The following is a 12,829-nucleotide window of genomic DNA, read 5'->3' as shown; positions in this document are numbered from 1 at the left end:
TATAAACTTTTGATTAACGACACGGCGAGAACCGGTGCCGCGTCACAGAAGATCCTGCAGGATGGGGATGAGAGGTTCATCCGCCGGCGGCATCGGATAATCGCGCAGAGCCCTGGCCTGGACCCATTTGATCGCCTGGCCTTCTCGACCCTGCGGAATGCCCTCGTAGCGACGGCAGACATAGAGCGGCATGAGCAGGTGGAATGTCTCGTAAGTGTGGCTGGCAAAGGTGAGCGGTGCGAGACAGGCGACCTTGGTCTTGATCCCCAGTTCTTCCTCGAGCTCGCGGACGAGGGTTTCCTCGGGCGTCTCGCCGCTTTCCACCTTGCCGCCGGGAAATTCCCAAAGTCCGGCAAGCGATTTTCCTTCCGGCCGCTGCGCCAGCAGAATGCGGTTGTCCGCATCGACCAGCGCACAGGCCGCGACCAGGAGGATCGGCTTTTTCACGTCGCTCATCGGGCCACCTTTCGCCAATAGGCGTAACGATAGGCTTCTTCGAAACCCATCTTGCTATAAAGCGCCATGGCTTCAGCGTTGTCGGCAACCACCTGCAGCCATGCAGTGCGGGCGCCACGCACGCGTGCCCAACGCAGCGCCGAACTCAGGATCTCGATGCCCAGTCCCTGGCGGCGGTGATCGGCGCGCACCGCCAGCGACATGACGCCGGCCAGATCATTGTCCTGGACGCAAAGGGCCGTCGCAAGGGCGCCCTTTGCCGCATCCTCGATGACAAAAAGACCCGAAGGCGGCTTGATGCTGGTCACCACATCTGCAAGCCCGGCTTTCAGTGCCGGGTCGCTGCCGTGTACCGTCATATCCGCTTCGACGTATCGGCCGACGTCCTGGGTCGGAAGATGGTCGAGCGTATCGGGAAAGCTCATCCTCTGGAGATCGACCGTCATCGTGACGACCTCGTCGAAACGCTCCCAGCCATCGGCACCCAGAAACTCGACAAGAGGTTTTGGCGAGAGCGGCGTCTGCCTGACCAGAAGCGGCCTGCCTTGTGCCGCAAAACGCTCGCCGGCCCTGTCAAGACGCACGGCGATGTTGCGGCTGTCGGACGGATCCAGCGGAACGACGCAGTTCAGCCGCTTGCCCGGATGTCCGGGGGTCAGACGAACCTGCCAGCTTCCGTCATAGACGATGCTGCTCGCCGGCCAGGCCCGAAAACCGACCGCTTCGAGGCGCCGGACGAGCGGCAGGTTGGGATCACTCACCATGGCATGCATTCGGGCATCAGCTCCGATAGTCGCCGTTGATGGCGACATATTCTTTCGTCAGGTCGCAGGTCCAGACCGTCGCGGTCCCGGAACCGAGGCCGATATCGACGGTCACCGGGATGTCTTCCCGCTCCATCACCGCGGTCGTCGCCTCTTCCGAATAAGCTGGATCGCGTTCGCCGTTGACAGCGACGCGCACATCGCCGAACCAGATCGCCAGCCGGTCGCGGTCGGCCATTTCGCCGGACTTGCCGACCGCCATGACGATGCGGCCCCAATTGGCATCCTCGCCTGCAACCGCAGTCTTTACCAGCGGCGAATTGGCGATCGAGAGCGCAATCTTCTTGGCGGCGAGGTCGCTTTCCGCACCCTTGACGGTGATCTCCACCATCTTGCGCGCACCTTCCCCGTCGCGAACCACCTGCAGCGCCAGATCCTTGAGCAGATCGTTGAGCGCCACGCGAAAATCGGCAAGGCGGGCATCGTCCGCCCGCTCGACCTTTGCCTGGCCATTGGCGGAGGCCGCACCGGTCGCAAACAGCATCAGCGTATCGGAAGTCGAGGTATCGCTGTCGACAGTGATCGAATTGAAGCTTGGCTCGACGCCTTTGGAGAGAAGCCCCTGAAGCGCAGCCGGTGCGATATCCGCATCGGTGACCACGAAGGAGAGCATCGTTGCCATGTCGGGCGCGATCATGCCGGCGCCCTTTGCAATTCCATTGATGACAACGGTCACACCGTCGATCACGGCGCTGCGGGTCGCGACCTTCGGATAGGTATCCGTGGTCATGATCGCCTTGGCGGCCTCGAACCAGAAGTCACCGGTTGCGTCCTTCGCCATCTGCTCCAGGACGCCAGAAAACTTGGTCGCATCCAGCGGCTCGCCGATGACGCCGGTGGAGGCCAGGTAGATTTCGTTCTCATCGCAGCCAAGAGCCGCCGCGGCAGACTTCGCCGTCAACGCCGTGGCAGCCTTGCCCTTGACGCCAGTAAACGCGTTGGCGTTGCCCGAATTCACCACCACGCCGCGCGCCACGCCATGCGGCAGGTTCTGCCTGCAGAAATCGACCGGAGCCGACGGGCACTTGGACTTGGTGAACACGCCGGCAACGGCCGCGGGCTGGTCGAATGCCATCAGCAGCACGTCCGTACGGTTCTTGTACTTGATGCCGGCAGCAGCGGTCGCCATCCGCACACCGCGAATCGCGGGCATCTCGGCATAGGATTTCGGAGCGAGGGGAGAAATGCTGGAAGACATGGCGCGGCCCGTAATGGAAGGCCCGCAAACTGCGGGCCTCTGCTGAAACAACGATGTGGCAGTACTTACTGCTGCTCTGGCTTGTTCGCTTCTTCGTAACCCTTGCGCAGGGCTTCGTCGACGATCTCGATCTTCTGCTCGGTCTTGGCCTTCTCGATGATCGCGAGATACTTGTCGCGCATCACGAGCTGGCGAACCTGCTGCTCGACGGCCTCGAATGCCGGCGGCGGGGCATCACGCTTGTCTTCGAGACGAATGACGTGGAAACCGAACTGGGTCTTGACCGGGGTCTTTGTGTAGGCGCCCTTTTCGAGCGCGAAGGCTGCTTCTTCGAACTCCGGAACCATGCGGCCCTTGGTGAAGTAGCCGAGATCGCCGCCTTCCGTCTTGTTCGGGTCGGTCGACTTTTCCTTGGCGATTTCGATGAAGTCCTTGCCCGCATCGAGATCGGCGATGATCTGCTTGGCCTCTTCCTCGGTCTTTACCAGGATGTGACGGGCACGCACTTCTTCCTGCTTCGGAAGCGCTGCGATTTCCTTGTCGTAGCGCGCCTTGACCTCTTCGGGGGTCACGGCGTCGACGACATTCTTCTTGAAGAAGGTGTTGTGCAGCTCGCGCTCGGCGATGAAGGCCATGCGACGCTTGTATTCCGGATCGTCCTGCAGGCCGGCAGCCGTCGCGTTGGCGGCCAGCAGCTTCACATCGATCGCGCCTGACAGGGCAGCAACCTTCTTCTGCTCGTCCGGCAGCTGCGCCAGCTGCGGGTCGAGATTGGCGATCGCGAGATCCAGTTCGGACTGAGTGATCTCAAGGTTACCAACCTTGGCGACCACTGTGGCATCCTGAGCAAAAGCTGCGCCGGTCAGGGCCGAGAGGGAGACACAGGCAGCAAGCACGATTTTATTGAGGCGAAGCATGAAAGACCTTTCGGATGGTGAACCGTTTGAAGACCGTTCGAATCGGGCAAAAAATTGTCAGATGCCCGGCGACCGAGGGGATTTGGCACCAGCCTGCGCCGTTGACATCATTCGACCCCCCTCTTATCTGTCACGCAACCTCGCGTCCAGAGTAGTTTCAGGACGCATTGTGCCTATTCGACTGCTCTAATGGTGGTCCGAAGGGTACGTCAACGATATGACGAAGGTCAGAAAGGACCATCGATATGGTCAGTCTTGGTGGACTTGCGCGCAAAATCTTCGGCTCGTCGAATGATCGCCGTGTGCGCTCCTATCAGCCGCGCGTAGCGGCCATCGGCGCGCTCGAAGAGAAGATGAAGGCGCTCTCGGATGCCGAGCTCGCCGCCAAGACGGATGAGTTCAAGGCACAGCTCGCCGCCGGCAAGACGCTCGATGACATCCTCGTTCCGGCCTTTGCCGTGGCACGGGAAGGTGCGCGCCGTGCGCTCGGCATGCGTCCTTTTGACGTACAGTTGATCGGCGGGATGATCCTCAACGACAATGCCATTGCCGAGATGAAGACCGGTGAAGGCAAGACGCTGGTCGCGACGCTCGCCGTTTATCTGAACGCGCTCGCCGGCAAGGGCGTGCATGTCGTCACCGTCAACGACTATCTCGCCCGCCGCGACGCTGCGACCATGTCGAAGATGTACGGTTTCCTCGGTCTGACCACCGGCGTCATCGTCCACGGCCTGTCCGACGACGAACGCCGCGCCGCCTATGCCTGCGACATCACCTACGCGACGAACAACGAACTTGGCTTCGACTACCTGCGCGACAACATGAAGTATGAGCGCGGCCAGATGGTCCAGCGCGGCCATAACTTCGCGATCGTCGACGAAGTGGACTCGATCCTGGTCGACGAAGCCCGCACGCCGCTGATCATCTCCGGCCCGCTGGACGATCGCTCCGATCTCTACAACACGATTGACGCCTTCATCCCGCTGCTGACGCCGGAAGACTACGAAATCGACGAGAAGCAGCGCTCGGCCAACTTCTCGGAAGTCGGCACCGAAAAGCTCGAGAACCTGCTGCGTGAGGCCGGCCTCCTGAAGGGCGAAAGTCTCTACGACGTCGAGAACGTCGCGATCGTTCACCACATCAACAACGCGCTCAAAGCCCACAAGCTCTTCACGCGCGACAAGGACTACATCGTCCGCAACGGCGAGATCGTCATCATCGACGAGTTCACCGGCCGCATGATGCCGGGCCGCCGTTATTCGGAAGGCCAGCACCAGGCGCTCGAAGCCAAGGAAAAGGTACAGATCCAGCCCGAGAACCAGACGCTCGCCTCGATCACCTTCCAGAACTATTTCCGCATGTACAAGAAGCTTGCCGGCATGACCGGTACGGCGGCGACCGAAGCGGAAGAATTCGCCAACATCTATGGCCTCGACGTGCTCGAAGTCCCCACCAATCTGCCGATCAAGCGTATCGATGAGGACGACGAGGTCTACCGGACGGTCGAGGAAAAATTCAAGGCGATCATCGAGGAAATCAAGGCGGCCAGCGAGCGTAGCCAGCCGGTTCTCGTGGGCACGACCTCGATCGAAAAGTCCGAACTGCTCGCCAATCTGCTGAGCCAGTCCGGCTTCAAGGATTTCAAGGTTCTGAATGCCCGCTACCACGAGCAGGAAGCCTATATCGTCTCCCAGGCAGGCGTCCCCGGCGCCGTCACGATCGCCACCAACATGGCCGGTCGCGGTACCGACATCCAGCTCGGCGGCAACCTCGAAATGCGGCTCGAGCACGAACTGGCCGAGATGGAGCCTGGTCCGGAGCGCGATGCCAAGGCCGAAGCCATCAAGGCCGAAGTCGCGGCCCTCAAGCAGAAGGCGCTGGAAGCCGGCGGCCTCTACGTCATCGCCACCGAACGCCACGAAAGCCGCCGCATCGACAACCAGCTGCGCGGACGTTCCGGCCGTCAGGGCGACCCTGGCCGCTCGAAATTCTACCTGTCGCTTCAGGACGATCTGATGCGCATCTTCGGCTCCGACCGCATGGACAGCATGCTGCAGAAGCTGGGTCTCAAGGAAGGCGAGGCCATTGTCCATCCCTGGATCAACAAGGCTCTCGAGCGCGCCCAGAAGAAGGTCGAAGCCCGCAATTTTGACATCCGCAAGAACCTTTTGAAGTATGACGACGTCATCAACGACCAGCGCAAGGTGATCTTCGAACAGCGCATCGAGCTAATGGATGCTAAGGACGTGTCATCGACCGTCACCGACATGCGCCACGAAGTCATCGAGACGATGGTCGGCATCCATATCCCGGAAACGGCTTACGTCGAGCAATGGGATGTCGCGGGTCTCAAGCAGAAGGTCGCCACGACCCTCAACCTCAACCTGCCGGTCGAAGCCTGGGCAGCCGAAGAGGGCATCGCCGAGGACGACATCTACAACCGGATCATGGAAGCGGCCGACAAGGCCTATGCCGACAAGGCAGAGCGTTTTGGCCCCGAGCTGATGGCCTATGTGGAGCGCTCCGTCGTCCTGCAGACGATCGACAACCTGTGGCGCGAGCACATCGTCAACCTCGACCACCTGCGTTCGGTCGTCGGCTTCCGCGGCTACGCCCAGCGCGACCCGCTGCAGGAATACAAGGCCGAAGCCTTCGAACTCTTCCAGGCGCTGCTGGCAAACCTGCGCGATGCAGTGACCACCCAGATGTCGCGCGTCGAACTCGTGCGCGAAGCCCCGCCGGCTCCGACGCCGCCACCGATGCAGGCCCACCATATCGACGCCACCACCGGCGAAGACGATGTCGGCGAAGGCTCGGTCATGCAGGCCAGCGATCGCGATCCTCAGGATCCGAAGTCCTGGGGAGCTGTCGGTCGCAACGAGCCCTGCCCCTGCGGCTCCGGCAAGAAGTACAAGCACTGCCACGGCGCACTGGAAGCGTAATCGTGAGCGCTTGAAGCTTTTTCAACCTTTCGCGACTAGCCTCCGACCCATGAGGGGGAACCGAGCCAACCGGCCCGGTTCCCCCTTTCCTTTGGAGGGCATCATGTCAGCTGGGCCGGCACGGGAACATCACTGGGATTCGCTGCGCGCGTTCCTGATGATCCTCGGCATCCCCTATCACGCCGCCATGGTCTACAATGCAAGGGTTCTCTGGGACATCCGATCACCGGACCAGAGCGAGGCTTTGACGTTTCTGAGCGGGCTACTGGTAACCTTCCGCATGCCGGCTTTCTTCATCGTCGCCGGCTATTTCGCCGCCCTGATGCTCGAACGGCGAACGCCGGGCGACTGGCTCAGGGGACGCTTCACACGCCTTGGCATCCCCTTCCTGACTGCCCTTGTGCTCGTCGCTCCGGTCCAGGTCGCCCTGATCGACCTCAATGCAGGCTTCTCCAGTGCGGTTGCGATGACGACAGCCTTGCATCATGCGGGCCAGGACGTCACCCACCCCAACTTCAGCTGGATCGCCCACCTCTGGTTTCTGCCGGCCCTGCTCGCCTACAGCCTCCTGCTCGTGCTCCTGTTGCGGCAGGCGCGGACGCTCCACTTTGCTGCGTTCCTGACGCGCGCGCATGCATTCTGCCTTGCGAATGCGCGCCTGGCACTTCTGCTCCTCGTTCTGCTGATCAGCGCCTGGGAAGTAGTCGTCTACCTCTCCCACAAGGGTCTGCTGGGGAGCGAAGGCTTCCTCCCCTATCTCATCGGCCATGGCGTCGATCCCTATCTGCGCTACCTGCCCTTCTTCTTCGTCGGCGTAGCCTTGAGGTCCGCTCCGGGCATCCGCGGCACCCTTGTCTGGCAAAGAGGCTGGGCGTTACCTGCGTTTGGCCTCGCAGCCGCCGTGCTGGCATCGCTGCTGCGCGGCCGGGAAACGGCGGCTCTCGCCATCGCCCACAATGCCGTGGACGCCGCAGCAGCCCTTGTTCTCAGCCTGGTGCTGATCGGCATCGCCGAGCGCTTCTGGAACCGTCCGGATCCGCGTGTCGAGCGTATCGTCGACGCCTCGTTCAGCATCTATCTGTTGCACCATCCGCTGATCATCGGACTGTCGGCCCCGTTCTTTCTGGTCGACTGGCCCCCGATACTCGAATTCCTTCTCGTCTGCCTCGCCACCTTCTTGCTCTCCTACGGGATCCACCGCCTGATCCGCCGCTCGCCGCTGGCACTCTTCCTTTTCAACGGCGTGTCCATGCACAGAAAACCCCGGGATATCGGCCAGCCGCAGAGCCCGGCCACCACACTTCGTTAACCCTGATCTGTCATCACTGATAACGACATCCGACCCAGCGAAAGTATTGCGTCCGTACCGATGACTGTTCTGGAAGCAGCGGAGAAATGGTTACCCGCGGGCCCGCGTCTGCTGCGTGCGCTCCGCGCGGAAGATGACACGGCCCGTGCCCAGCGCATGGCCGCGATCGCCTTTGCCATCCGCATCGTCAGCGCCGGCATCGCCTTCGTTTCCCAGATCATCCAGGCCCGCCTGATGGGCGAGTTCGAATACGGCATCTTCGTTTTCGTGTGGGTACTCGTGGTGCTCGCCGGCAATTTCTCCTGCCTCGGCTTCCACACCGCCGTCATCCGCTTCCTGCCGCAATACGATCTCGATCATGCCCAGGCCGAGATCCGCGGCCTCACGTCGACGGCTCGCCTCTTTGCCATGACCAGCGCCAGCATTCTCGCGCTGACGGGCATCTTGTTCCTGCATGTCCTCGGCGACAGCATCGAGCAATACTATCTCGTGCCGCTGTTTCTGGCGGTGTTCGCCCTGCCGATGATCGCGCTCGGCGACGTGCTCGATGGAACCGCCCGGGCCAATCGCTGGGCAATTCTCGGCCTCAGCCCGACCTATATCATCCGCCCGACCCTGATCCTGGTCTTCATGCTGCTGGCCACCGCCAGCGGCCGCCCGGCAACCGCCGTGACCGCCATGCAGGCAGCCCTCGCCGCGACCTATTTGACCACGCTCGGCCAGTTCCTGCTCGTCGATCGCCGTCTGCAGCGCCGTTACGACAGGGGCGCCCGCAAGATCGACTTCACCGCCTGGATAAAGGTTGCCCTTCCGATCTTCTTCATCGAAGGCTTCGGCTTCCTGCTCACCAATTCCGACGTCATCGTCGTCGGCCTTTATCTCCGGCCGGATCAGGTCGGCGTCTATTTCGCCGCCGCCAAGACCATGGCGCTGGTGCAGTTCGTCTTCTTCGCGGTGAAGGCCGGCGCGACACCCCGCTTTTCCGGCCTGATGGCCGAAGGTGACCGCCACGGTCTCGCAGCCTTTGCCGGAACTGCCGCCCGCTGGAGCTTCTGGCCGTCGCTCGCCGTCGGTGCCATCGTTCTGATGCTGGGCGAATTGCTGCTCGGCCTCTTCGGCCCGGCCTTCACAGCCGGCTATCTGCTGATGGTCATTCTCTTTGCCGGCAATATGGCGAAGGCCCTGGTCGGACCTGCAGAAATGCTTCTGACCATGGCAGGCCGCCAGCAGCTTTGCGTCGCCGTCTATGCTGTGGCGCTCGCCTTTAATATCGCACTGAACATCATCCTGATCCCGGCCTGGGGTCTTGCAGGCGCTGCAACCGCGACCGCGACCGCCATGGCAGTCGAGGCACTGCTCCTGCACATCGCCGTTCGCCGTGCGCTTGGCATCGTTGTCTTCGCCTTCGCTGATCCCCATGCCCTGACGCCCCGCACGGAGGCCGTCCGCCTATGACCGAACGCATCTACAACGAGAGCATGAACAGCGACGCCAACCGGCTGGTCGGCAGTCTTGCAGGTTCGCGCACGAAGCTCTTGGCAGAGACGGAAATTGCGGTCGGCCGTCCCGGGCGAAGACTGAGCGTCTATCCGAGCCAGATGGGCTACGAGCTGCAGGACGAGCTTGAATATCTGACCTACCGGGTCATGGAGGCGAATGTTTTCTTCGCCCCACGCTTCCTCGCCCCGGCAATGCCCCGGCTCGAAGAACGCCAGGTCCGTTTCGCCGTCATCCGCGACGAAGACGAGCGGCGCTCGCGCCTTCGCCTGCTTTTTCCCTATTCGATCGAAAAGCCGGGCTTCTCCATCGGACCATCGATTATCAGGGTCTGGGCCAATCCCTTCGGCCCCCTGGGCACGCCCCTGGTCGATGCAGAAGAAGCCGCCGAAACGATCGACAACCTGCTTGAGGCACTCGCTCGCCCCGATGCGCGGCTGCCAAGCCTGCTCGTCATACCGGACCTGCGGCTCGAAGGCCGCTTCGCCCAGCTCGCCCGTGCCGTGGCGCTCGCCCGCGACCTGCCGCTGACGGTGACCAACGAATATCAGCGTCCCATGCTGCAGAGCTATGAGGATGGCCCTTCCTATCTGCAATCGACGCTGAGCAAGGGCCATCTGCGCGAGATGCGCCGCCAATTCCGGCTGCTCTCGGAAATCGGCCAGGTCACCTATAACGTTGCCCGCCAGCCGGAAGAGATCCGGAGCCGCATGGAGGAATTCCTGGCGCTGGAGGCCAGCGGCTGGAAGGGCCGCAAGCGCTCCGCCATGGTCAACGACCGCCTGCGCGCCGCCTTCGCCCGAGAGGCGATCACCAATCTCGCGGAGGCCGACGCCGTGCGTATCCACACGCTGGATCTCGACGGCCGCGCCATCGCCTCGATGGTCGTCTTCATCATGGCCGGCGAGGCCTATACCTGGAAGACCGCCTATGACGAGACCTATGCCCGCTTCTCGCCGGGCAAGCTGTTGATGGCCGATCTCACCGAGTGGCATCTCGATGACGCCAACATCGAGCGAACCGACAGCTGCGCCGCTCCGGATCACCCGATCATGAGCCGTTTCTGGAGGGAACGCGAGGCCATGGGCACGCTGGTCGTGGGTTTGAAGCCCAATGCCGACCGCGACGTCCGCCAGGTCGGCGCACAGCTGCACATGTATCGCAACACCCGCAACATCGCCCGCATCCTGCGCGACAAGGTTCTGAGCCGCCGCTTCGGCATGTGACTTGAAATCGGGCGCGGCAGTCTGCCGAGACGTCTCAGCTCGCCCTGGCGATTTCCTGATCCCGCAACAGCCGGCGGATCACCTTGCCGCTCGTCGTCAGCGGCAGCTCCGTGACGAATTCCACCTCGCGCGGGTATTCGTGCATCGACAGCCGGTTCTTCACCCAGTCACGGATCTCGGCCGCCAGCGCCGGATTGCCCGCAAATCCATCCTGCAAAACGACAAAGGCCTTGACGATTTCGGTCCTGAGCGGATCCGGCTTGCCGATGACGGCCGCAAGCCGCACCGCCGGATGGCCGATCAGGCAATCCTCGATCTCGGCCGGACCGATCCGGTAGCCAGACGAGGTGATAACGTCATCGTCGCGGCCGAAGAACTGCACATAGCCCTCTTCGTCCTGCCGTCCGAGATCGCCCGACTTCATCCAGTCACCGACGAATTTGTCTGCCGTGGCCTTCTCGTTATTCCAGTAGCCGAGGAACATCACCGGGTCCGGCCTGCGGATTGCCACCTGCCCCGTCTCGCCGGACGGCACGATGTGACCCTCGGCATCGATGATCGCGACCTCGTGACCCGGCACAGCCTTGCCGATGAAGCCACCCTTGCTCACCCCGAGATGCGCCGCAGACGACAGCACGAAATTGCATTCCGTCTGGCCATAGAACTCGTTCGGCACGATGCCGAGCGCCGACTTCACCCATTCATAGGTTTCGCGTCCGAGCGATTCCCCCGCCGATCCGATGCTGCGCAGCACGAGATCATAGGTCTGGCGCGGGTTCTCGACGGCTTTCAGGAGCCGAAGTGCCGTTGGCGGAATGAAGGCATTGCGCACCTTCATCTCGGCCATGATCCGGAAGGCCATATGCGGATCGAATTTCTGCGCCGGCGACGACACGACCGGAACGCCGAGCATCAGCGCCGGCAGGAGCGCATTCAACAGCCCGCCCGCCCAGGCCCAGTCAGAGGGCGTCCAGACCTTGTCCTGTGGCTGCGGCAGATAGTCATGCGCCAGCTGGAAACCCGGAATATGTCCCGCAAGCACCCTGTGACCATGCAGCGCGCCCTTGGGCGGCCCCGTCGTGCCCGACGTGTAGATCATCAGCGCCGGCGTATCCGGCCCGCTCTCGGCAATCTCGAAGACCGATGGCCGCCCCTCGATCAGGCCAGCGAAACTGGTGACATCCGGTCCGGAACCATCGATCGAGATCACAGTCTCCAGCGCCGGCAGGCGTACCTTGATCGCCTTCAGCCGCTGCAGCCCGAAGGCATTGGTAACGATCACTTTGGTCCCGGCATCCCGCAGCCGGTATTCCAGTGCCTCTTCCCCGAAGAGCAGCGCGAGCGGCAACGCAATCGCACCCATCTTGTAGATGGCCACATGGGCAATGACCGTCTCGAAACATTGCGGCAGCAAAAGCGCCACCCGATCGCCCGCGACGACACCGAGATCTGTCAGCCCATGGGCGAAGGCGGAGGCCTGCGCCGAAAGTTCGCCATAGGTCATCGAAAGATGCCGGCTGTCGGGTGAGAAATGCTCCAGGCACACGCGCCCGGGCGCCTTCGCCGCCCAGTCGTCGGCCACAACGCGCCCGATGTTGAAATCGGCAGGTATGGTCCAGGTGAAGTCGCGGCGCAGCGCCTCGAAGGTCTCGCGCGGCTCAAGCAGCATGACTGAGTGTCCGGATTGTCATGCTGTCTGTGCTAACACTCATCTCGCAGGCGCACAATAACCGGCTTCCATGACCGTAAACGAGCAGCAAACGGGCGAGGGATCGACATCGGTACAGCAGATAAACCGGGAGGCAGCCAAAGACATCACCAGCCGCCACGTGAACTCCTCCAGCAACGCGACGCTGCCGGATCGCCTCAAAGGTCAGCCCTTGGCTGGGGCGCCCTCGGCGCGCATCAAGGCAACCAGTGCCTTCAGTTCCCCTGCGCGCACCATCTGCGCCGGGGTGCGTCCTGCGAAGGCGTCGAGCTTCTGGCTGCGATACCACTTCTCCGCCACATCCTTCGTCCCAAGCCGCTTGATCGCAAGCGTCAGGACCAGCGTCTTGGCATCGGCAGAGGAAACCGTCCCGGCCTCGATTGCCGCATCGATACGCTCGACCTGCGACCGGATCGACTGCTGCCGGAGCTTCTGGCGCATGGCCGCAACTTCAGGCGCAACGGGTGCCACGATGTTGATCTTCTGCTTGCCGTCAACAGCAGCCATGGGAGCGCCAGCGGGCTTTGGCTTGCCTTTGCCCTTGGCGGCAACGGGCTGCGCCGGCGCCTTCGGCAAAAGGTCGGCATCCACCACCACCTGCTGCACAGGTTGCGCGATACGTATCTTCTTGCCGCTATTGCTCATGCCTTTTGCCTTTTTGAGAGTGTGGTGCCCCATGCCGGAATCGAACCAGCACTCCTTTCGGAACTCGATTTTGAGTCGAGCGCGTCTACCAGTTCCGCCAATGGGGC

The 12,829-nt window shown here is 62.4% G+C and carries 10 protein-coding genes and 1 tRNA gene; 4 read left to right on the top strand and 7 right to left on the bottom strand.

What is annotated here, in order from left to right:
• Window positions 1–42 precede the first annotated feature (42 nt).
• The 4 genes from mutT to H6M51_RS07870 all read right to left on the bottom strand — a co-directional run bounded on the left by mutT (window position 43) and on the right by H6M51_RS07870 (window position 3,395).
• Window positions 43–456 (bottom strand): 8-oxo-dGTP diphosphatase MutT, encoded by a 414-nt coding sequence (gene mutT, locus H6M51_RS07885; RefSeq protein WP_185809316.1) that lies wholly within the window; start codon window positions 454–456, stop codon window positions 43–45.
• Window positions 453–1,229, bottom strand: a complete 777-nt coding sequence (locus tag H6M51_RS07880) for an N-acetyltransferase (protein WP_185809315.1) — start codon at window positions 1,227–1,229, stop codon at window positions 453–455. The genes mutT and H6M51_RS07880 overlap by 4 nt, the downstream gene beginning before the upstream one ends.
• Window positions 1,230–1,236: 7 nt before the next feature.
• Entirely contained in the window at window positions 1,237–2,478 is a 1,242-nt protein-coding gene (gene argJ, locus H6M51_RS07875; RefSeq protein WP_185809314.1) for a bifunctional glutamate N-acetyltransferase/amino-acid acetyltransferase ArgJ, read from the bottom strand.
• Window positions 2,479–2,543: 65 nt separating this feature from the next.
• Complete coding sequence (locus H6M51_RS07870; RefSeq protein WP_185809313.1) at window positions 2,544–3,395, bottom strand: peptidylprolyl isomerase; 852 nt, start codon at window positions 3,393–3,395, stop codon at window positions 2,544–2,546.
• 245 nt (window positions 3,396–3,640) lie between these two features.
• Here H6M51_RS07870 and secA point away from each other — a divergent pair, with 245 nt between their 5' ends.
• The 4 genes from secA to H6M51_RS07850 all read left to right on the top strand — a co-directional run bounded on the left by secA (window position 3,641) and on the right by H6M51_RS07850 (window position 10,369).
• Window positions 3,641–6,337 (top strand): preprotein translocase subunit SecA, encoded by a 2,697-nt coding sequence (gene secA, locus H6M51_RS07865; RefSeq protein ID WP_185809312.1) that lies wholly within the window; start codon window positions 3,641–3,643, stop codon window positions 6,335–6,337.
• A gap of 103 nt (window positions 6,338–6,440) precedes the next feature.
• Complete coding sequence (locus H6M51_RS07860) at window positions 6,441–7,646, top strand: acyltransferase family protein (RefSeq protein ID WP_185809311.1); 1,206 nt, start codon at window positions 6,441–6,443, stop codon at window positions 7,644–7,646.
• 60 nt (window positions 7,647–7,706) lie between these two features.
• A complete protein-coding gene (locus H6M51_RS07855) occupies window positions 7,707–9,101 on the top strand; it encodes a lipopolysaccharide biosynthesis protein (protein WP_185809310.1) in 1,395 nt (464 codons plus the stop codon).
• Window positions 9,098–10,369, top strand: a complete 1,272-nt coding sequence (locus tag H6M51_RS07850) for a GNAT family N-acetyltransferase (protein WP_185809309.1) — start codon at window positions 9,098–9,100, stop codon at window positions 10,367–10,369. Before H6M51_RS07855 ends, H6M51_RS07850 begins: the two co-directional genes overlap by 4 nt.
• A 34-nt stretch (window positions 10,370–10,403) precedes the next feature.
• On the opposite strand, the gene H6M51_RS07845 is transcribed toward H6M51_RS07850, so the two are convergent.
• From H6M51_RS07845 to H6M51_RS07835, 3 genes are all read right to left on the bottom strand, one after another.
• Window positions 10,404–12,038: an AMP-binding protein gene (locus tag H6M51_RS07845; RefSeq protein WP_185809308.1), complete on the bottom strand. Its 1,635-nt coding sequence runs from the start codon at window positions 12,036–12,038 to the stop codon at window positions 10,404–10,406.
• Window positions 12,039–12,242: 204 nt separating this feature from the next.
• Window positions 12,243–12,722, bottom strand: coding sequence for a hypothetical protein (locus H6M51_RS07840; protein WP_185809307.1), 480 nt, complete (start codon window positions 12,720–12,722; stop codon window positions 12,243–12,245).
• A 22-nt stretch (window positions 12,723–12,744) separates the two neighbouring features.
• Window positions 12,745–12,829, bottom strand: a tRNA-Leu gene (locus H6M51_RS07835).

The organism is Rhizobium sp. AQ_MP (assembly GCF_014237835.1).
GTDB lineage: Bacteria > Pseudomonadota > Alphaproteobacteria > Rhizobiales > Rhizobiaceae > Allorhizobium.
Note: the sequence above shows the minus strand (reverse complement) of the source record. Positions and strands in the feature narration are given on the sequence as shown.